This window comes from Allobosea sp. BE125, from assembly GCF_031456075.1.
In the GTDB taxonomy this organism is placed as follows: Bacteria; Pseudomonadota; Alphaproteobacteria; order Rhizobiales; family Beijerinckiaceae; genus Allobosea.
In genome coordinates, this window is the sequence record NZ_JAVDTY010000001.1 from 658,789 (window position 1) to 678,255 (window position 19,467).

At 65.8% G+C, this 19,467-nt stretch carries 18 protein-coding genes; 9 read left to right on the forward strand and 9 right to left on the reverse strand.

Going from position 1 to position 19,467, the window contains the following annotated elements; genetic code table 11:
• The 6 genes from J2Y55_RS03025 to J2Y55_RS03050 form a co-directional block, all read right to left on the reverse strand.
• On the reverse strand, positions 1-765 hold the full coding sequence (locus J2Y55_RS03025; RefSeq protein WP_310147459.1) for an ABC transporter ATP-binding protein: 765 nt from the start codon (positions 763-765) through the stop codon (positions 1-3).
• Complete coding sequence (locus J2Y55_RS03030; protein ID WP_310147461.1) at positions 762-1,355, reverse strand: TetR/AcrR family transcriptional regulator; 594 nt, start codon at positions 1,353-1,355, stop codon at positions 762-764. Before J2Y55_RS03030 ends, J2Y55_RS03025 begins: the two co-directional genes overlap by 4 nt.
• Before the next feature lie 196 nt (positions 1,356-1,551).
• Positions 1,552-2,283, reverse strand: coding sequence for a maleate cis-trans isomerase family protein (locus J2Y55_RS03035; RefSeq protein WP_310147464.1), 732 nt, complete (start codon positions 2,281-2,283; stop codon positions 1,552-1,554).
• Between the two features lie 152 nt (positions 2,284-2,435).
• On the reverse strand, positions 2,436-3,239 hold the full coding sequence (locus J2Y55_RS03040) for an SDR family NAD(P)-dependent oxidoreductase (RefSeq protein WP_310147466.1): 804 nt from the start codon (positions 3,237-3,239) through the stop codon (positions 2,436-2,438).
• Positions 3,239-5,116 carry a TRAP transporter large permease gene (locus J2Y55_RS03045; RefSeq protein ID WP_310147468.1) on the reverse strand — a complete coding sequence of 626 codons (1,878 nt, stop codon included), beginning with the start codon at positions 5,114-5,116 and terminating at the stop codon, positions 3,239-3,241. The genes J2Y55_RS03040 and J2Y55_RS03045 overlap by 1 nt, the downstream gene beginning before the upstream one ends.
• A 10-nt stretch (positions 5,117-5,126) precedes the next feature.
• Positions 5,127-6,140 carry a TRAP transporter substrate-binding protein gene (locus tag J2Y55_RS03050; protein WP_310147470.1) on the reverse strand — a complete coding sequence of 338 codons (1,014 nt, stop codon included), beginning with the start codon at positions 6,138-6,140 and terminating at the stop codon, positions 5,127-5,129.
• A gap of 248 nt (positions 6,141-6,388) precedes the next feature.
• On the opposite strand from J2Y55_RS03050, the gene J2Y55_RS03055 reads away from it, so the two are divergent.
• A complete protein-coding gene (locus tag J2Y55_RS03055) occupies positions 6,389-7,267 on the forward strand; it encodes an IclR family transcriptional regulator (RefSeq protein WP_310147473.1) in 879 nt (292 codons plus the stop codon).
• A gap of 35 nt (positions 7,268-7,302) precedes the next feature.
• Positions 7,303-8,958, forward strand: a complete 1,656-nt coding sequence (locus J2Y55_RS03060) for an acyl-CoA synthetase (protein ID WP_310147475.1) — start codon at positions 7,303-7,305, stop codon at positions 8,956-8,958.
• Between the two features lie 92 nt (positions 8,959-9,050).
• Here J2Y55_RS03060 and J2Y55_RS03065 read toward each other — a convergent pair whose 3' ends face one another.
• A complete protein-coding gene (locus J2Y55_RS03065; protein ID WP_310147477.1) occupies positions 9,051-9,503 on the reverse strand; it encodes a hypothetical protein in 453 nt (150 codons plus the stop codon).
• Between the two features lie 33 nt (positions 9,504-9,536).
• On the opposite strand from J2Y55_RS03065, the gene J2Y55_RS03070 reads away from it, so the two are divergent.
• A complete protein-coding gene (locus J2Y55_RS03070; protein WP_310147479.1) occupies positions 9,537-10,391 on the forward strand; it encodes a PCC domain-containing protein in 855 nt (284 codons plus the stop codon).
• A gap of 101 nt (positions 10,392-10,492) precedes the next feature.
• Positions 10,493-11,449, forward strand: coding sequence for an alpha/beta hydrolase (locus tag J2Y55_RS03075; RefSeq protein WP_310147481.1), 957 nt, complete (start codon positions 10,493-10,495; stop codon positions 11,447-11,449).
• A gap of 82 nt (positions 11,450-11,531) precedes the next feature.
• Here J2Y55_RS03075 and J2Y55_RS03080 read toward each other — a convergent pair whose 3' ends face one another.
• Complete coding sequence (locus J2Y55_RS03080; RefSeq protein ID WP_310147483.1) at positions 11,532-13,181, reverse strand: acyl-CoA synthetase; 1,650 nt, start codon at positions 13,179-13,181, stop codon at positions 11,532-11,534.
• Complete coding sequence (locus tag J2Y55_RS03085; protein WP_310147485.1) at positions 13,181-13,630, reverse strand: MaoC/PaaZ C-terminal domain-containing protein; 450 nt, start codon at positions 13,628-13,630, stop codon at positions 13,181-13,183. The genes J2Y55_RS03080 and J2Y55_RS03085 overlap by 1 nt, the downstream gene beginning before the upstream one ends.
• A 174-nt stretch (positions 13,631-13,804) precedes the next feature.
• Between J2Y55_RS03085 and J2Y55_RS03090 the strand changes: the two genes are divergently transcribed.
• The 5 genes from J2Y55_RS03090 (at position 13,805) to J2Y55_RS03110 (ending at position 19,462) form a co-directional block, all read left to right on the forward strand.
• Positions 13,805-14,686: a beta-keto acid cleavage family enzyme gene (locus tag J2Y55_RS03090; protein WP_310147487.1), complete on the forward strand. Its 882-nt coding sequence runs from the start codon at positions 13,805-13,807 to the stop codon at positions 14,684-14,686.
• 142 nt (positions 14,687-14,828) lie between these two features.
• The gene (locus tag J2Y55_RS03095) at positions 14,829-15,977 is read left to right on the forward strand and encodes a hypothetical protein (RefSeq protein ID WP_310147488.1); all 1,149 of its coding nucleotides are present in this window, start codon (positions 14,829-14,831) and stop codon (positions 15,975-15,977) included.
• 115 nt (positions 15,978-16,092) lie between these two features.
• Positions 16,093-17,460: an ABC1 kinase family protein gene (locus tag J2Y55_RS03100; RefSeq protein WP_310147491.1), complete on the forward strand. Its 1,368-nt coding sequence runs from the start codon at positions 16,093-16,095 to the stop codon at positions 17,458-17,460.
• Between the two features lie 536 nt (positions 17,461-17,996).
• Positions 17,997-18,284 carry an aa3-type cytochrome c oxidase subunit IV gene (locus tag J2Y55_RS03105; RefSeq protein ID WP_310147493.1) on the forward strand — a complete coding sequence of 96 codons (288 nt, stop codon included), beginning with the start codon at positions 17,997-17,999 and terminating at the stop codon, positions 18,282-18,284.
• Positions 18,285-18,322: 38 nt separating this feature from the next.
• Positions 18,323-19,462: a Re/Si-specific NAD(P)(+) transhydrogenase subunit alpha gene (locus tag J2Y55_RS03110; RefSeq protein ID WP_310147494.1), complete on the forward strand. Its 1,140-nt coding sequence runs from the start codon at positions 18,323-18,325 to the stop codon at positions 19,460-19,462.
• The last annotated feature ends 5 nt before the right edge of the window (positions 19,463-19,467 follow it).

Here is a 19,467-nt window from a genome sequence, read left to right on the forward strand (position 1 = left end):
TCAATGCCGCCTCCCGAGATAGGCTTCCTGCACGCGGATGTCGGAGGCGACCTCGTCGAATGAGCCTTGCGTCAGGGTCTTGCCCTCGGCCATCACGATGACGGGCGCGCAGAGCCGCTTGATCAGCGCCATGTCGTGCTCGATCAGGCAGATCGTCAGCCCGTCCCGGTTCAGCGCGATGAGGTGATCGGCGATCTGCTCGGTGAGGCTCGGGTTGACGCCGGCCATCGGCTCGTCGAGCAGCAGGATCTTGGGGTCGGCCATCAGGGCGCGCCCGATCTCGACCAGCTTCTTCTGCCCGCCCGAGAGCGCCGTTACCGGGTTGTCCAGCACATGGTCGAGCTTGAGCCGCCGGGCGATGCCGAAGGCGCGCTCGGTGAGCTCCTGCTCGCGCCGCCGCGCTGCAGCCGAGGGCAGCATCGCCGCCAGCAGGTTCTCGCCCGGCTGCCTGGCGCCATAGAGCATCAGATGCTGGAAGACGCTGAGCTTGGGAAAGCCGCGCGCAAGCTGGAATGAGCGTACCAGCCCGGCCGCCACGAGCCTTTCGGGGGGCAGGCCGGTGGTCTCGACCGAGCCCAGCCGGACCGAGCCGGCCTTGGGGCGGTAGAGCCCGGAGACCGCATTGAACAGGGTTGATTTGCCGGCGCCGTTGGGGCCGATCAGCCCGGTGAAGGAGCCGGCGGGAACGGCGAAATCGACGCCGCGCAGCACATGCACGCCATAGAAGTCGAGCTTCAGCCCTGCGATGGTAAGGGCTGCGGTCATCGCGCGCCTGCCTTGCGTCTGGAATCCTGCGAGGACGCAGCCTGGATCGGGAATTGCTGGCGGACCTGCTGCTTCCAGAAGGTCAGCATCCCCTGATAATAAGCGGGATCGTTGGGGCGCAGCACCGTCTGGCTGATCATGCCGCGCACGAGGCACATCGTCGCGTTCATGACGATGCGGGTATGATCGGGAGCGACGCCGGTGCGGGCCGCGAGCGCCGTCCAGATCGCGTCGAGACCGGCGTGGAAATCGCGGACGGTGGGGATGAGCTCGGCTCTGAAGTCGGGATTATGCCGGGCTTCGGGCAGATACTCCATGGTGACGTAGAACAGCCGGTCCTCCATCATCTGCCAGATATAGTCGACGATCTCGTCGCTGGAGCCGCCCCGGGCGATGAAATCCTCGGCGAAGCGGTGCAGGTCGCGGGTGGTCTTGCTGAGCATGTCGGCGACGGAGACGCTGATGATCGCCTCGCGGGTGGTGAAATGATGCGTCAGCGCGCCGCGTGAGACACCGGCCTGGCGGGCGATCTCCGGGGTGGTGGTGCGGGCGAGGCCCCGGTCGTGCAGCAGGTCGATCGTCGCGTTCATCAACCGCGTCGAGGTTTCCGCGCTGCGCTCCTTTTGGGATCGTCTTTTACCGGTTCCGCTCACGCCAAGCCTCAACCCCACAGGACGAGCGAAAGCTGCGACTCGTTTTGCAAACAGTCAAGCATGTTTCTTATGCGGCCAATGCCCGGATAGGAGGCGTGTGCGGAGAGGTCGTGGGATCAGGTGCTCGCGATCGTCAGAGGCTGAAAATCCGGCCCCAGCCTGCGACTGCCCGGCCCGTATCGACGCCGGCGGCCTTGAGCGCGGCCCAGACACCGGCTGCCGCCGAATCGATGACGGGCAAGCCTGTCTCCGCCTCGAGCATGGCTGCGGTGGGAGCGCCGTTGAAATTGGTGCAGAAGATGACGATCGCCTCGGCCGAACCCTCCGCCATGGCTGCTCGCGCCATCGCGGCGATCTCGCCTGGCGGCACCGCGCCATAGGAGAGATTGTCGCTCAGGCCGGCATGGCGCTCGGCGACGACGGTAAAGCCCTTGGCGGTGAAGTTGGCGATGCTCCGCGCTTGAGCGGTTGTGGTGTAGGGTGTGATCAGCGTGATGCGCTGTGCGTTTAGCCGCTGCAGCAAAGTGAGCGTGGCCAAGGCCGAGGTCACGGCGGGGCGCCCGGTTCGTACGGTGATGTCGGCGCAAAGCCGTTTGTCGATGTCGAAGCCGTAATCGCCGCCCTTCGAGCCGTTCCAGCAGATCGCGGCGGGTTCGGCATGGCCGAGCAGTTCCGCTGCCTGCAGCATCGCCGGCCAGTCATAGGGGTTGGCTGCGGCCTGGTCGGGGCTGGTGTTGCCGAAGACGGGGATGCGCGTGAACAGGGGCGTCACGCCTTGCAGCGTGGCGCAGATCGCTTGCGTCACACGCTCGACCGTGCGGTTGCCCGAGGGCGTGATCGTGCCGATGGCGATGTCGGTTTGCATGACCTCCCGACAGCAAGATGCAGGCCAGCCGCCCGGGCGGGCTGGTGCTTAGAGCCGTTGGACGATCCAATTGGATCGTTCAACGGCGCTAAGCTCTTTGTCTCGGGGCGTTTTCTTCGCGCGAACCGGTGTCCGCTTCGCTCGAAAACGCTCTAGCCCAGCGGGGCGACGGCGCAGCTCTGGCCGCCATCGACCGGCAGGCAGACGCCGGTGATGAACTGGGCTTCGTCGGAGGCGAGGAAGACGGCCGCGTTGGCTATGTCCCAGGCGGTGCCCATCTTGCCGAGCGGCACGGCGGCGTTGCGCGCCGCGACCATCTCCTCGACCGAGGCGTATTGGTTGGAGATCTGCTTGTAGATCAAGGGTGTGTCGATCATGCCGGGCATGATGCAATTGGCGCGGATGCCTTGCCTTGCATATTGCATGGCGAGGCCGAGCGTCGCCTGGTTCACCGCCGCCTTGGTCGCGTAATAGGCGAAATAGGGGTAGCCGGTCCATCGGATCGCCGCGAGCGAGGAGATGTTGACGATCGCGCCGCCGCCGGCCTTCAGCATATGCGGGATCACCGCCTTGGAGCAGCGGAAGACCGGGCCAAGATTGAGGTCGACCGCCGCCTTGAACTGCTCTTCGCTGAGCTCGACCGGGCCGCCCATATGGGTGACCCCGACATTGTTGTGCAGGATGTCGATGCGGCCGAAGCGGGTCATGGTCGCGGCGACTGCTGCGTCGATCGAGCCCTGTTGCGTCACATCGGCGGCAAGCGCGATGGCGACGCCGCCTTCCCCGGCGATGATGCCGGCGGTCTCGTCGGCGGCAGCCTGGCTGATGTCGATACAGGCGACGCGGGCGCCTTCGCGGGCGAAGGCGACGGCTGCAGCCTTGCCGTTACCCCAGCCCGGCCCTGACGAGCCGGCGCCGAAGACGATGGCGATCTTGCTCTTCAGACGATCGGCCATCACAGGAATCCGATCGAGAACCAGGGCACCGCCGCCACGATGATCAGGCCGATCAGCAGGGCCAGCATATAGCCCCAGATCGGGCCGATACCCTCGTCGGGATTGACCTTGCCGATGGCGCAGGCCGCGTAATAGCCGACGCCGAAGGGCGGTGCGAACAGGCCAAGCCCCATCGCGAGCACCACGACCATGGCGTAGTGCACCTCGTGGATGCCGACGAGCTTGGCGATTGGGAACAAGAGCGGACCGAACAGGACGATGGCGGGGATGCCTTCGAGCACGCTGCCCAGGATGATGAAGGCAAGGATCGATACGGCCATGAAGCCGATCGCGCCGCCGGGCAGATGGGTCATGATCTCGACCAGCGTCCGGGAGAAGCCAGACTGCGTCAGGCCCCAGGCCATGGCGGATGCCGCCCCGATGATGATCAGGATGGCGCCGGAGAGCGAGGCGGTGTCGATTAGGATCTGGCCGAGGCGGGACCAGTTGAACTGGCGGTAGACCAGAAGCCCGATGATCAGCGAATAGACGATGCCGATTGTCGAGACCTCGGTGGCGGTCGAAACGCCCTCGACGACGGCGGCGCGGATCAGGAAGGGCAATGCGAGCGCCGGCAGCGCGATGATGAAGGCCTTGCCGATCTCGGGCCATTTCGCCTTCACGACATGGCTGAGATCGTCATGGCGATAACGCCGCGCCACGACGAAGCAGAGCCCGATCGCCAGGACGACGCCGGGCAGCAGGCCGCCGGTGAAGAGCGCCGCAATCGAGACGCCCGTCACGGAGCCGATGGTGATCAGCACGATCGAGGGCGGGATCGTTTCTGTCTGCGCGCCCGTTGCCGAGAGCAGGGCGACAAGGTCGCCCGGCTTGGCACCGCGCGCCTTCATCTCCGGAAACAAGGCCGGCGCGACCGCGGCCATGTCGGCCGCCTTCGAGCCCGAAATGCCCGAGACGAGATACATCGCACCGATCAGCACATAGGAGAGGCCGCCGCGAACATGGCCGAGCAGGCTCGCCAGGAAGCGCACCATCGCCTTGGCCATGCCGCACATCTCGATGAGCAGGCCGAGGAAGACGAAGAGTGGCACGGCGAGCAGGATGAGATGGCTCATGCCTTCGTCCATGCGCCCGACCAGGGTCATCGTCGGCACGCGCGTGGTCAGTGCGAGGTAGCCGAAGGTTGCGAGCGCGAAGGAGAAGACGATCGGCACGCCGGAGAAGACGCAAAACCCGACGACGCCGACGAAGAAGATGATCAGGTTGAGATTGCCCAGCGTCTTGAGCATGGGGCCGAGCCACCAGAAGCCGGCGACCGCGATGGCGACCAAAGCCAGCGCCAGCAGGGCCTGCGGCACGCCCGAGCGCATGGTCAGGCGCAGCAGCGAAAAGGCGATCATCAAGCCGACGCCGACCGGAAAGGCGGCGGCGCGCCAAACATTCGAGATTTCCATCGCCGGGGTGGTGATGAAGGCTTCTTCTTCGGCCCAGCGGAAGGCGGGGCCGATGATCAGGAGCAGGAAGCCGAGACCGGCGGCCACGCCCAGCGCGTCGAAGAAGTTGCGCCATTCCGGCGTGCAGCGCGAGACCAGCGCCGTCATGCGCATATGCTCGCCGCGCCGGAGCGCGACGACGGCGCCGAGCATGGCGAGCCAGAGGAACAGGGTCGAGGCAAGCTCGTCCGACCAGGTCAGCGGCGTGTGCAGGAGATAGCGGGCGATGATGCCCGAAAACAGCACGACGACCTCGGCGACGACGAGGATCGCTGCCGGTATCTCGACGATGACGCCGAGGATGCGGTCGATCTTCGCGGCGATGGGCCGGCGTGGCGCCGCCGCCGTTGCGGGCGGCGTCGCGAATTCGGACACGGTGTCCATGGTGCAGGCGTCAGCTCAGCGAGCCGACGGCGGCCTCGAGGGTCGCCCAGGCTTCCTTGCCGAACTTGGCTTCCCATTCCTTGTAGAAGCCGGCGTTCTTGAGCTTGTCGCGGAAGAGGGCGGCGTCGACCGTGTTGAACTTCATGCCCTTGGCGGACAATTCGGTCTGCAGATTTACCGTCAGCGCGGCGACGTCGGCGCGCTCGGCAATGCCGGCCGCGTTGAGGTGCTTGGCGACGATGGCCTGGATGTCCTTGGGCAGCGCATCCCAGTTCGCCTTGTTGGCCAGGAGCCAGAAGCCGTCCCACATATGATTGGTCAGCGAGCAGAAGCTCTGGACCTCATAGAGCTTGGCCGTTTCGATGATCGCGAGCGGGTTCTCCTGCGCGTCGACGATCTTCGACTGCAGGGCGCTGTAGACCTCGTTGAAGTTGATCGTCGTCGGGGCCGCGCCGAAGCCCTTGTACATCGAGGTCCAGAGCGGCGCAGGCGGGACGCGGATCTTGAGGTTGTTCAGGTCGGCCGGGGTGACGATCGGCTTGCCCGAGCTCGTGGTCTGGCGGAAGCCGTTGTCCCAGATCTTCTCCATCGCGAAGATCGAGCGGCTCTTGGCGATCTCGGCGCGGACATAGTCGCCGAGCTTGCCGTCCATCGCCTTCCAGACCGTGTCGTAATCCTTGAAGGCGAAGCCGACGCCGTTGATCGCGGCGGCCGGCACCAGGGTCGAGAGGATCAGCCCCGAGAGCGTGAAGAAATCGACCGCGCCGGAGCGGATCTGGCCGAGCGTGTCTGTGTCGGAGCCGAGCTGGCTCGAGGGGAAGATCTGCAGCTCGAAGCGGCCGCCGGTCTCTTCCTTGATCTTGCTGGCGGCTTCCTGCGCGCGCTTGTTGAGCGGGTGCGTCAGCGCCAGGTTGTTGGCGAATTTATAGGTGAATTCGGCCGCCCGCGCCCGGCCGATGGAAAAGCCGGTCACGGCAAGGGCGCCGGTGCCGGCGGCAAAGCTGCGGCGTGTCAATTTCGTCATCTGGTGTCCTCCCAAGTCTTCAGGCCGGACTCTCCGCGGGTTTGCCCGCGCGAGAGCTGTAATCGCAGCGACGGCCCTCGCTCCGGTTTCGGAGGGCCGCGTAACCTTAGGTCGCGACCTCCTGGCCGCCAGCCTGCTCGAACCGTTCCATATCGTGGATCACTCCGAGCCAGTATTCTTTATCCTTGACGAAATACAAGTGATGAAAGAGTTGTCAACGCAATAAGGACGTTAAAAGGGTCCACGATATGGATCGTCCAAATCTTGCTGTGCGGGAGGCCAGCTCCGAACCGACCGGTGCGCAGAGCATCGGGCGGGCGGCAGCCTTGCTGCGGCTGGTCGCGTCGAGCCGCACGCGCGGCGCCAGCCTGAGCGAACTCGTCGACGGCTCGCGGCTGCAGAAGCCGACTTGCCGCCGCATTCTGGTGGCGTTGATCGAGGCCGGGCTGATCGAGCAGGAGGCGGCGACACGGCGCTATTTCCTCGGGCCTGAATCCTTTATTCTCGGCACCATCGCAGCGGATCGTTTCGGAATCCATCGGCTTGCGCAGGAGGGCGTCGTGCGTCTGGCGCAGGCGACGGGCGATGCCGCCTTCCTCCAGGTCAGGCGGGACTGGACGGTCGTCTGCCTGCAGCGCGAGGACGGCGATTATCCGATCCGCTCGCATGTGCTCGCCCCCAGCGACAGGCATCTGCTCGGCGCCGGCGTCGGCGGCATCGCGCTGTTGGCCGCGCTCGACGATGAGGGTGTCGAGCAGGCGATGGCGGCCAATGCCGCGCAGTTTCCGCAGCGCTACCCGATGCTGTCGCGGGCAATCGTGGACGACCTCGTCGCGGAGACGCGTGAGCGCGGCTATGCGATGAATCGCGGGCTGCTCTTCCCCGGCTCCTGGGGCATGGCGATGGTCGTGCGCGATGCGCAGGGGCGGGCCGACGCCTGCCTCTCGCTGGCCGCGATCGAGAGCCGGATGCAGCCGGACCGCGAACCCTTTCTCGCGCAGTTGCTGCGCGAGGAGGTCGCCAGGCTCGAGGCCAGGCTGCGCGAATTCCGTATCCAGGACGAGGCCCGGCCGGCACAGCCCGGCGCGCCCGCGCCATTGCGCCGCCGCGCCGGCGAACGGAGATGAACCATGACGATCCGCCGCGACAAGGAGAGCGCAGCATGACCGAGACCGCGCTGAAAACCGGCATCGCGCCCAATGGCGGCGTTGTTCCCAAGGGCGGCGTTGCTCCAATGTCCAAACGCGTGATGAATCTGGCCCATATCGCGACGCAGAATGCGCGCCGTTTCGGGGAGCGGGCCGGCTTCATCTGGGGCGAGCGGACCTGGAGCTGGGGCGAGATCGACGCGCAGGTCTCGGCCTTGGCCGCCGGCTTGCGCCAGCGCGGCATCGGCAAGGGCGACCGCATCCTGGTCCATTCCAAGAATTGCGACGCGATGTTCGTCTCGATGTTTGCCGCCTTCCGCCTGGGCGCGGTCTGGGTTCCGACCAATTTCCGGCTGCTGCCCGACGAGGTCGGCTATCTCGGCACCTCCTCGGGCGCCAAGGCCTTCATCTGCCATGGCGATTTTCCGGCCCATGCGGCGGCTGTTGCCGCCTCGGAGCCTGCGCCGGAGTTCATCTGGCGGATCGGGCCGGGCGAGTTCGGCGAGGCCGAGGTCGGCGAGGTGATCGCGCGCCATCTCGGCGAGCAGGTTGCCAATGCCGCGGTCGAGCATGACGACCCGTGCTGGTTCTTCTTCACCTCCGGCACGACCGGGCGCTCGAAGGCCGCCGTGCTGACCCATGGCCAAATGGGTTTCGTGGTGACGAACCATCTCGCCGACCTGGTGCCGGGCTCGACCGAGGTGGACGCCTCGCTCGTCGTCGCCCCGCTCTCGCATGGAGCCGGCGTGCACCAGCTCGTGCTGTCCTCGCGCGGCGCGGCGACGATCCTGCTGCCGACCGAGCGCTTCGACATCGATGAGGCTTATCGCCTGATCGAGCGGTACAAGATCACCAACATCTTCACCGTGCCAACCATCCTGAAGATGCTGGTCGAGCATCCGGCCGTCGACCAGCACGACCATTCCAGCCTGCGCCACATCATCTATGCGGGCGCGCCGATGTATCGCGAGGACCAGAAGGCCGCGCTCGGCAAGCTCGGCAAGGTGCTGGTGCAGTATTTTGGGCTGGGCGAGGTCACCGGCAACATCACGGTGCTGCCGCCGGCCCTGCACGAGGCGCAGGACGGTCCCGATGCTCGCATCGGGACCTGTGGCTTCGAGCGCAGCGGCATGGAAGTGCAGATCCAGGACGATGCCGGCAATGCAGTTGCGCCGGGCGTGCAGGGCGAGATCTGCGTGATCGGCCCCGCCGTCTTCGCCGGCTATTACGACAACCCCGAAGCCAATGCGAAATCATTCCGCGACGGCTGGTTCCGCACCGGCGATCTTGGCCATATGGACGAGCAGGGTTTTGTCTACATCACCGGCCGCGCCTCGGACATGTACATCTCCGGCGGCTCGAACATCTATCCGCGCGAAATCGAGGAGAAGATCCTGACCCATCCAGCGATCGCGGAGGTTGCGGTGCTCGGCCTGCCTGACCCGGTCTGGGGCGAGATCGGCGTCGCGGTCTGCGTGGCGCGCGCGGGTGCAAGCGCGACCGAGGCCGAAATGGCGGAGTATCTCGCGGCGAAGATCGCCCGCTACAAGATGCCCAAGCGCTTCTTCTTCTGGGAGGCCTTGCCGAAATCCGGCTATGGCAAGGTGCCCAAGCGGCTGGTCAGGGACGAACTCGAGGCGCGCGGCGAATTGGACTGGCTGCGCTCGTGACGGCTGCCGCGATGGATGGCTTCAACCGGCGGACAGGCCCCATGACGACCGGAACAAGGTCGTCATGGGGCCCGGGAACGCGCTGGCGCCGATCAGCGGCGGTAATAGCGGCGGTGACGGCGGTAATGCCGACGGTGATGCCGGCGATGATGGCGATAACGATGGCGGCTGAACGCTGCGTCGGTATCATCGAGCGACCGGGCCGCATGCGGCTCGGCCGGCTTCGCGTCCACGGGCTCCGGAGCGAGCGTCACCGGCGCGGCTTGCGCCATCGCGACAGCGCCGACGCTGGCGGCAGCCGCCCCGCCAATCAGGCTCAGGATAAAAGAGCGCCTATCCATCAGGTTATCCTCTCTTGATCGTTGCTGGCCGTTGCAGGTCGAATTGGCCCGGAACGGACTGAGCGAAAACATCTGGCGGGGCCGTTGGTTCCGCCGCCACGCTGAAACGAGGTTGCCATTGTCCTGCCAGTACGCGCCGGTTTTGCCGCTCAGTTCGGTGTTCCCTCCGCATGATCGCTTTTTACCCGGCCGCGATCCCGCCATGATGCGTCAGGCTTTTCCTGGGAGGACGAGGTCATGAGACGCATCGAGCAGCCCGGTCCCGCAGCGCCCGAGCGCGTCGAATGGGCGGAAAGTCATGGTTTGCGCTTCGAGATGACGCTGCAGCCCGGCCTGACCCTGCTTGAGGCCGTGCGGCGCAGCTTTGCCGCGGCGGGCTTCACCTCGGGCGTCGCGCGGATCGACGGCGCGGCCCTGTCGTCGTTCAGCTATGTCATGCCGGCCTTGTCGCAGACGCCGGAGCACGCGGCTTTCTACAGCGAGATCTTCCGGCCGCCGGGCATCGCCCGCATCGAGACCGGCGCGCTGACCTTCGGCCTGCGTGACGGCGCGCCCTTCTTCCATTGCCATGCGCTCTGGCAGGAGGGGGACGGCAAGCGCAGCGGCGGCCATATCCTGCCTGACGAGACGCTGGTGGCCGAGGCAATCACGCTCCCGGCCGTCGGCATCGATGGCGCGGGTTTCGCGGCCTATGTCGATGCCGAGACCAATTTCAAGCTGTTCGGCCCCGCGACGGTCCCCTTGCTGGGCGCGACGCGGGAAGGGCGCTTCTTCGCCCTGCGTGTGCGCCCGAATATCGACCTTGCCGGTGCTTTGGAGCAGTTCTGCGCCGAGCACGGCGTCAAGCGCGCGACGATCCATGGCGGCGTCGGCTCGACGATCGGCGCGCGCTTCGAGGATGGCCGGGCGGTCGAGAACTTCGCCACCGAGATCGCGATCAAGTCCGGCCGGGTCTGGAGCGAGGGGCAGCGCATGACCTCTGAAATCGACGTGGCGCTGGTCGACTACACCGGGGCGATGGCGCAGGGCCGGCTGACGCGTGGCGACAACCCGGTGCTGATGACCTTCGAGCTGGTGCTAGAGGCGGGGTAAGGTTTGGCGCCGATGCTTCGGCCGAGACCGAAGTGATTGCGCAGGACCTGCCCGGCGCGCGGGCGCATGCTTCCGGCTGATTGAGGCCACGGAAGCAGATCGTGAATCACACCATCGCATGCCAGTCGGAAACGACTGGAGACGTCACATATCTGAGCGGGCGGGATGGCGAGCCGACCTTGCTCCTGCGCCGCATCACGGGGACCGGACCGAGCGTGGCCTATGTCCATGGCGCGACGTTTCCATCGGCGCTTTCGGTGGCCTATCGCTTCGGCGGCCTGTCCTGGATGGACGACCTGGCGGCGCGCGGGTTTGACGTCTGGGCGTTCGACTTTGCCGGTTTCGGCGGCTCCGACCGCCCACCTGCCTTTGAACACGCCGCATCCGAGAACCCGCCCTTTGGCGGTGCATGCGATGCGCAGGCCCAGCTCGCGCGGGTTCTGGCGCATGTCAGGCAGGTCACGGGCCGTGCCAGACTATCGTTGATCGCGCATTCCTGGGGCACGATCGTGGCCGGACTCCACGCGTCGCTCCAGCCCGGGACCATCGAACGTCTGGTTTTCTTTGGGCCGATCGCGCAGCGAGAAGGGTCGCGCATGGCGACGGGCGATAGCCCCGAAAGCTGGCGGCAGGTTTCGATCGCTCAGCAACTCGCTCGCTTTGTCGAGGACGTTCCCGCGGGCCATCCCGCGGTGCTGATCGAACCCGGGCTGGCCTCTTGGGCTCCGGCCTATCTCGCAAGCGATCCAGGGGCGGCGACAAGGTGGCCTGTTCCCGCCGTCCGGATTCCGGGAGGGCCGGCTGCCGATATCAAGGCGGCCTGGGCTGGAGACCTCGCCTACGAGCCGGCAAGAGTTCAGGCGCCGACATTGATCGTGCGAGGCGCCTGGGACGGCCTGTGCACGGATGATGATGCGCTCTGGTTGCGCCGGCGGCTGGGCGCGGCCGAGACGCGCGACGTCAAAATCACTGAGGGCACGCATCTCATGCATCTCGAACATGCGCGCCTTGGCCTGTTCGAGGCGACGGGAGCCTTTCTGATGAAGACCTGGTTCTAGATTTTTGTTTCAACGCATTGTCTTCACGCGAACCGGCATCCTCTTCGCTCGACAATGCTCTGATGCGGGCGAACTCAGGCTTTCATCGGTCGCCGCCGGATTTCTTCCGCGCCACCTCCTGGTCGCGCAGATCCTTGCGCCGGATCTTGCCGGTCGCGGTCATCGGCAGCTCGGTGACGAATTCGATCTCTCGGGGATATTGATAGGCGGCGAGCCGCTCCCTGACGAAGGCCTGGATCTCGGCGGCCAGCGCGTCCGAGGGAGCAAAGCCCGGTTTCGGCAGCACGAAGGCCTTCACCACCTCGGTGCGCAGCGGGTCGGGGCTGCCGACGACAGCGACCATCAGCACGGACTGATGGCGGATGATGCAGTCCTCGATGTCGCCGGGCCCGATGCGATAGGCGCCGCTGGAAATGATGTCGTCGTCGCGGCCCTGGAACCAGAAATAGCCTTCTGCGTCGCAGGCGCCGGTGTCTCCGGTGACGAGCCAGTCGCCGACGAATTTGGCGGCCGTCGCCTCGGGCTGGCGCCAGTATTCCAGCATCATCACCGGGTCGGGCCTTGCCACCGCGATCAGCCCCTGCTCGCCGGCCGGCAGCTCCTCGCCTTCGGGCGAGATCACCGCGACGCGGTGGCCGGGCACGGCGCGGCCCATGGAGCCCGGCACGATCGGGAACAGGCTGGCGCAGTTCGAGACGATCAGGTTCGCCTCGGTCTGGCCGTAGAACTCATTGACCGGAAAGCCGAAGGTCTCCTCGCTCCAGGCCAGCATGTCGGCACCGAGCGTCTCGCCGCCGGTGCCGATCGAGCGCATCGCATAGTCGAAGCGCTGGCGCGGCCTCTCGACCTGCCGCATCAGTTTCAGCGCCGTCGGCGGCAGGAAGGCGTTGCGGATCTTATGCCGGGCCATCAGCGCGAAGGCGGCTTCCGGATCGAATTTGCGGGCGCGCGAGGCCAGCACCGGCACGCCGAAATAGAGGCTCGGCAGCAGCACGTCGAGCAGGCCGCCGGCCCAGGCCCAATCGGCCGGCGTCCAGAACAGGTCGCCGGCTTGCGGGAAGAACTCCTGCGGCAGTTGCACACCGGGCAGGTGGCCGAGCAGGACGCTGTGGGCATGCAGCGCGCCCTTGGGCTTTCCCGTCGTGCCGGAGGTGTAGATGATCAGAGCTGGATCATCGGCCCGCGTATCCACCGGCGCAAAACTGTCGGAGGTCTTCGCCAGCTCTGCGTCGAAATCGAGATGGGCTCCGGTCGTTTCTCCATCGTCAATGACGAAGATGCGCTTGAGGTCGGGCAAGGCGGCGCGGATCGCCTCGATCTTGCCGATGTTCTCGGCATCGGTGATCAGCGCTGCCGCGCCGCTGTGCTGTAAGCGGTGTTCGAGCGCGTCCGGCCCGAACTGGGTGAAGAGCGGCAGCGCGATCGCGCCCATCTTGTAGATGGCGAGATGAGCCATCGCCGTCTCCGGCCGCTGCGGCAGCAGGATGCCGACGCGCTCGCCCGCTCCGATGCCATGGCCGCGCAGCATATTGGCGAGGCGGTTGGAGCTCAGTTTCAGCTCGTCGAAGCTGAGGGTTGCGACGCTGTGATCCTGATCCTCATAGATCAGCGCCGGCTTGCCGCAGCCGTCGGCATGGCGATCGCAGCAGGCGACGCCGATGTTGAAGTGCTCCGGGATATCCCAGCGGAAAGCCTCGAAGGTGTTCCGGTAGCTTGCCGCCCGTGTCAGCATCAGCCTTGCTCCGGCCGGCGCTTCATCAAAAGCTTGAGATGGCCGGTCTGGACCTGCTCGCCGCGCTGGTTGAAGACATCGAGCCTGAGGGTGACGACACCGCGATCGGGTTTGCGCGAGGGCTTGCGATCCACGGTCGTGACCACGGCATGGACGGTATCGCCGATCCTGACCGGTCCGGCGAAGCTCCAATGCAGATCGAGCAGGCCCATGGTGGTGGCGTCGACCAGGTTCTGCTGCGACACCAGGCCGATCGCCATGGCAAGCGTCAGCGGGCCATGGGCGATGCGCTCGCCGAACGGGGTCGTGGCGCAATACTCGCTGTCGACATGGAGCGGGTTGAAATCGCCGGAGAGCCCTGCAAACAGCGTGATGTCGCCTTCGCCGACGGTACGACCGCGCGTGACGACGCGCAGATCCTCGCCGAATTCCTCGAAATAGAGGCCCATCGTTTCCGTTCCCGATCGTCGTTTTGGCGATTAGGCGCGCGAAGGGAGCGGGCTGACAAGGCCGGGCGTTGCCGCATTTGCTCACGACGGGATTGCGGAGATGGCGGGGCGGGCGCGCTGAAACTTTGCGGCTGCAGTATTATTCAATGTGCGACGTGCAGCAGGAGTTTCGGCATGACCACCGCCATCTGGATCGAGGCCGCGATCAATGGGCCCTGGGGCAAGGAGCGCCAGCCCGGCATTCCGGTTGCCATCCCCGACATCATCGCTGCTGGCATCGCTGCGGTGGAGGCAGGGGCTGCGATCGTGCATCTGCATGTCTACGACGTCGAGACCGGCCGCCAGCGCGACGATTGGCAGCTCTATGCCCGGGCGATTGAAGGCATTCGCGCCAAGGTCGACGCCATCGTCTATCCGACGATCCCGATCCTCGGCTCGGGCTATGCCGGCGACATGCTCGGCTCCGGCCGCTACACCCATCTGGAGGAGTTGGCGAAGCGCGGCCTCGTCGAGTGGGGCGTGCTCGATCCCGGCTCCTGCAACTGGACGACCTTCGCCGGTGTTCCCGGAGGCGAGCCCGGCTTCATCTACCAGAACCCGGGCGAGCATATCCGCGAGGGCATGGCGGTGGCCCATGCCCACAAGATCCATCCGAGCTATGCGATCTATGAGCCCGGCTTCACGCGCTTGGGCGCGGCGCTGGCCAAGGCCTATCCAGGACTGCCGACGCCGATCTATCGCCTGATGTTCTCCGATGCCTTCGCCTGGGGTTTTCCACCCAAGGCCTATGCGCTCGAGGCCCATCTTGCACTGCTTGCCGAGGATGCGCCGGGCGCGCCGGTGATGATCGCGGGGTTGGGTGTCGATCTCTCCAATCTGATCGGGCCGGCGGTGGCGCGCGGCGTCCATGTCCGGGCGGGGCTTGAGGATGCGCATTTCGGCTGCGTGAAGACGAATGCGGAACTCGTGGCGGAAACGGTGAAGCTGGTCGAGGCGGCCGGCGGGCGTGCCGCGAGCGTAGTCGAGGTGCGGGCGGATCTCGCGGCGCGGCGTTAACGCGGCGGGCAAAGCAGCAGTTTTTGCCGGGCGGGGGCATTTCCTGCCGGTGCGGTCAGGCGGCATATTTATAGTTATCAAGGCCTTAAAGCTGGCACAGTCACTGCTCCGGAGCGTCGAACGCCATCTCCGGAGAGTCGCGATGTCCACGACCATCGGCGCCAGTGCCTCCTTGCTCCTGAATTACACCCGCAGCGGGCAGGCAGTGCTCGACTCGCAGCCCTCGCTCGCGCAGTTGCTCAGCGAGGATGCGTCGACGGGGTCACAACTCCCTGCCTCGGCGACCGTCGCCCTGTCTGACGAGGCCAAGGCCTATCTCGCTCGGACCTCCGCATCGGCCTCCGTCGATTCCGGAACGACTCTCGCCACGCGCGCGGCGAATGCGCGGCAATGGTTCGACCAGCAATATCAAGCGCTCGGCATTTCCTCGGCGCTGATCGACGGCAAGGTCGCGGTCGATCTGAGCGGGCAGGGCCGCGCGACATTGTCGGCGATGGCGTCGAATGCGCAGGGTCTGTTCTCCAGCGATGAGAGCACTGCTGCCGCGACAGCGCTGCAATCCCGCTTCGACACGGCGATCTCGCCGCATGTCGTCATTGCGCGACATACCGGGAACTACGCCGCCCTTTACGATGCCGCTCTGAAATATGCCGACGAGGCCGGGCCGGACGAGCAGGCGACCACGGCCTGGAAGGATCAGAAGCAGGCTCTGCTCGACGGTGCTGCCGCCGCGAGAAAGACGCCTGGCAAGGCGCCCGACACCGGCAACGCCAATGATCCCGTCAAAGCCCTGCTCGGAAAAACCACGCCCGGCGGGTCGCTGACGCCCCAGACGACGATCGCGGCGGTTGCCGCCAATGCGCGCTCGCTGCTGGACGATCAGGCCAACAGCGCGAAGGACAAGGGTACCGAACTTGTGTTCGACGCGTCGCGCAAGGATGGCCAGCAGGTGGATTTCGCCAAGTTCGACAATCGCTCCTTGGCGGCGGTCGCCCTCAATCAAGGCGCGGCCTTCTCGCTGGGCGAGGTCCGCGCCGCCAAGGCGGAGCTCGACCAGCGCAACCGCGCAAGCGTGCTCGATACGCTGAAGGCGACATCCGGCGGCAGCGACGGCGCGAGCGCAAGCCTTGCCCTGGTCAACCGATATGCCGCCATGAGCACCGAGGAGAAAGCCGCGCTTGGGATCAGCGACCGCTTCACCAGCCAGCTCGTCCAGACCTATCAGAGCATCCAGGCGACGCAGGGGCGGTTGGGCGGCAATGTCTCGCAGGGGCTGGTCGGCTACCTCTGATCGGTAAGCGCATCGGAGTTGCGCTTCTCGCGGCTGAGACGATCGGCTGCACTGGCGTTCGCGCCGCGCCGGCCTACATGGGGATGTCAACCACCAGAACGGTCCGTCACGCCCCATGTCCGACCACGACAGCGAAGCCAACCGCTTTTCCGCCCGCGCCGCGCGCTATGCCCGCGTCGGGGCCAATGTCGGCGGGGTCGCGGCGCGCATCGCCGGTACGCGGTTGTTCGGGCTGGATGGCCGCACGGCCAGCAATGCCGAGGCCTTGGCCAAGGCGCTGGGCGGGCTGAAGGGCCCGATCATGAAGGTGGCGCAGCTCGTCGCCACGATTCCCGACGTGGTGCCGCCGGAATACGCCGCCGAATTGCAGAAGCTGCAATCGCAGGCGCCGCCGATGGGGGCCGCCTTCGTCAAGCGCCGGATGATGGCCGAGCTCGGGCCGCAATGGCGCGAGCGCTTCGCCGAGTTCGATTTGAAGCCGGCCGCCGCGGCGTCGCTGGGGCAAGTGCATCGCGCGACGACGCTGGAGGGCGTGCAGCTCGCCTGCAAGCTGCAATATCCCGACATGGAATCGGCCGTGGAGGCCGATATCTCCCAGCTCGACATCCTGTTCGCCTTGCACCGGCGCATGGATCCGGTGATCGACACGACCGAGATCGCCAAGGAGATCGGCGCCAGGGTGCGCGAGGAACTCGATTACATTCGCGAGGCGAAGCATATCGCGCTTTATCAGGAGATCCTGGCCGACACGCCGGAGGTGCGCGTGCCCCGGCTCGAAGCCTCGTTGTCGACGCGCAGGCTTCTGACCATGCATTGGCTCGAGGGCAGCCCGATCCTGTCCCATAAGCAGGACGGCCAGGAAGCGCGCGACCGGATCTCGACCGCGATGTTCAAGGCCTGGTGGCGGCCTTTCAGCCATCACGGCGTCATCCATGGCGATCCACATCTGGGCAACTACACGGTCTTCTCGGAAGGCGGCGAGGCGCAGGGCATCAACCTGCTCGACTATGGCTGCATCCGCATCTTCCCCCCCAGTTTCGTCGGCGGCGTGGTCGATCTCTATCGCGGCCTGCTGGAGGGCGACGCCGCCCGCGTCGTCCACGCCTATGAGATCTGGGGCTTCAAGGGGCTGACCAAGGACCTCGTCGATACCTTGAACATCTGGGCGCGTTTCATCTACGGGCCGCTGCTGGAAGACCGGACACGCCGCATCGCCGAAGATGTCAGCCCGGCCGAGTATGGCCGCAAGCAGGCCTTCCAGGTGCATCAGGCCCTGAAGCAGCGCGGGCCGGTGACCGTGCCGCGCGAATTCGTCTTCATGGACCGCGCCGCGATCGGTTTAGGGGGCGTGTTCCTGCATCTCGACGCCGAGCTGAATTTCCACCGGCTGTTCGAGGCGGAGATCGAGGGGTTTTCGGTCGAGGGCATTGCGGGGCAGCAGGCGCGGGCTCTGGTGTCTTCTGCGCTGAGCCCTGGCAGTTGAGCTGCTCAATCGCTTTTCGAATCCGTAAAATATGGTCCGCGAATGCCGTCCATCCGATCGGCGAGGCGCTGATGCCAAGCCGCGATGTCCTCGTCGTCGCGTTTCGTTTGCTCACGCGCTTCAGCGAACCAGCGCTTGCCCTTCTCGATCAGGGCCGCGGCATCAGCCTCGGCGCGTTCAGGCTCGCCCTCAGGTGATTGTGGAATGTGGCTCATTCGACCCCTCTGCCAATGCGCTGCCGAAGGCTATCTGGAATTCCTCTGCGAAAACTTGATGCAACCCACGAATCCAGACTGTTTCAAACGAGCAAGCCGCTGCTTTGATTCGATCGTGCGCTGAGCGATCAGCGTTTCCATCGCAGCCTATGGCTTTTTGCCATTTAAATCGATTTACATAGCCTCTCCACCGAGCTAAAGCGGCGCCGAGCTTGGCTTTCGGCTTTCCTAAGGGTAGGTCGGCGCCGAGCGTCCGTTGCCGACCTCACGCGGGTGCGCTACAGGGCTTTGGAACCGTCTTCTTATCTTCAGGATCAGACCATGGCCGATCACGGGCATCACGCCGCAGACATTCCGCAGATGGACTACGCCGAGCATGAGCGGACCTATCAGGGCTTCCTGCATTTTGCCGAAGTCGGCACCGTCGCTTGCCTCGCCATCGTCGCGGCGCTGGCGGTGGGTGGCACCAAGCATGCCTGGGGCGTCGCGCTTATCGGTACGCTGCTGACGCTGGTCGGTGCGGTTGTCGGGATCGCGTCGAAATCGCTCGCCTGGAAGGCTCCGGCCGTTCCCTTCGCGCTGATGATGGTCGCGCTCGTCCTCCTGTAAGATCCGTCTCCGCCAAGCCTGAAAGGCCTCGCCCTGCCATGCGCATTGCTGTGCCAGCCGAAACGCAAGGGGCGGAAACCCGCGTCGCCGTGACGCCGGAGACCGTCCGCAAGTTCATCGGCCTCGGGGCCGAAATCGTGGTCGAGAAAGGCGCTGGGCTCGCTTCCGGCATCAATGACGCCGATTACGAGGCGGCGGGCGCGAGCATCGCCAAGAACGCCAAGGATGCGCTCAAGGGCGCGGCGATCGTGCTCAAGGTGCGCCGTCCGGCCGAAGCCGAGATCGCGGGCCTGCCGTCCGGCGCGCTCGTCGTCGGCATCATGGACCCTTATGGCAACGAGGCAGCGGTCGAGGCCCTGGCCAAGGCCAAGGTCGCGGCCTTCGCGATGGAGTTCATGCCGCGCATCACTCGTGCGCAGGTCATGGACGTGCTCTCCTCGCAGGCCAACCTCGCCGGCTATCGCGCGGTGATCGACGGCGCGGCCGAATATGGGCGGGCGTTGCCGATGATGATGACGGCGGCCGGTACGGTCCCTGCTGCGCGCATCTTCATCATGGGTGTCGGCGTCGCCGGCCTGCAGGCGATCGCGACGGCGCGGCGTCTTGGCGCGATCGTGACCGCGACCGATGTGCGCCCCGCCACCAAGGAGCAGGTCGAATCGCTTGGCGCGAAGTTCCTGGCCGTCGAGGACGACGAGTTCAAGCAGGCGCAGACGGCCGGTGGCTACGCCAAGGAAATGTCCAAGGAATACCAGGCCAAGCAGGCCGAGCTGACGGCGAGCCACATCGCCAAGCAGGACATCGTCATCACCACCGCGTTGATCCCGGGGCGTCCCGCGCCGAAGCTGATCTCCAAAGCGATGGTCGAGAGCATGAAGGCCGGTTCCGTGATCGTCGATCTCGCGGTCGAGCGTGGTGGCAATTGCGAACTCGCCAAGCCCGGCGAAATCGCGGTTACCGCCAATGGCGTCAAGATCGTCGGCCATCTCAACGTGCCCGGCCGTCTGGCCGCGACCTCGTCGCAGCTCTATGCCAAGAACCTCTTCGCCTTCGTCGAGACGCTGATCGACAAGAGCGCCAAGACGCTCGCGGTGAACTGGGACGACGAATTGGTGAAGGCGACCGCCCTGACCAAGGACGGCGCGGTGATCCATCCGAATTTTGTGCCGAAGGCCTGAGCTAA

Coding starts and splice junctions, on each gene's coding strand:
- J2Y55_RS03025 (WP_310147459.1), bottom strand. CDS start 765: ATGACCGCAGCCCTTACCATCGCAGGGCTGAAGCTCGACTTCTATGGC.
- J2Y55_RS03030 (WP_310147461.1), bottom strand. CDS start 1,355: ATGAACGCGACGATCGACCTGCTGCACGACCGGGGCCTCGCCCGCACC.
- J2Y55_RS03035 (WP_310147464.1), bottom strand. CDS start 2,283: ATGCAAACCGACATCGCCATCGGCACGATCACGCCCTCGGGCAACCGC.
- J2Y55_RS03040 (WP_310147466.1), bottom strand. CDS start 3,239: ATGGCCGATCGTCTGAAGAGCAAGATCGCCATCGTCTTCGGCGCCGGC.
- J2Y55_RS03045 (WP_310147468.1), bottom strand. CDS start 5,116: ATGGACACCGTGTCCGAATTCGCGACGCCGCCCGCAACGGCGGCGGCG.
- J2Y55_RS03050 (WP_310147470.1), bottom strand. CDS start 6,140: ATGACGAAATTGACACGCCGCAGCTTTGCCGCCGGCACCGGCGCCCTT.
- J2Y55_RS03055 (WP_310147473.1), top strand. CDS start 6,389: ATGGATCGTCCAAATCTTGCTGTGCGGGAGGCCAGCTCCGAACCGACC.
- J2Y55_RS03060 (WP_310147475.1), top strand. CDS start 7,303: ATGACCGAGACCGCGCTGAAAACCGGCATCGCGCCCAATGGCGGCGTT.
- J2Y55_RS03065 (WP_310147477.1), bottom strand. CDS start 9,503: ATGGCGGGATCGCGGCCGGGTAAAAAGCGATCATGCGGAGGGAACACC.
- J2Y55_RS03070 (WP_310147479.1), top strand. CDS start 9,537: ATGAGACGCATCGAGCAGCCCGGTCCCGCAGCGCCCGAGCGCGTCGAA.
- J2Y55_RS03080 (WP_310147483.1), bottom strand. CDS start 13,181: ATGCTGACACGGGCGGCAAGCTACCGGAACACCTTCGAGGCTTTCCGC.
- J2Y55_RS03085 (WP_310147485.1), bottom strand. CDS start 13,630: ATGGGCCTCTATTTCGAGGAATTCGGCGAGGATCTGCGCGTCGTCACG.
- J2Y55_RS03090 (WP_310147487.1), top strand. CDS start 13,805: ATGACCACCGCCATCTGGATCGAGGCCGCGATCAATGGGCCCTGGGGC.
- J2Y55_RS03095 (WP_310147488.1), top strand. CDS start 14,829: ATGTCCACGACCATCGGCGCCAGTGCCTCCTTGCTCCTGAATTACACC.
- J2Y55_RS03100 (WP_310147491.1), top strand. CDS start 16,093: ATGTCCGACCACGACAGCGAAGCCAACCGCTTTTCCGCCCGCGCCGCG.
- J2Y55_RS03105 (WP_310147493.1), top strand. CDS start 17,997: ATGGCCGATCACGGGCATCACGCCGCAGACATTCCGCAGATGGACTAC.
- J2Y55_RS03110 (WP_310147494.1), top strand. CDS start 18,323: ATGCGCATTGCTGTGCCAGCCGAAACGCAAGGGGCGGAAACCCGCGTC.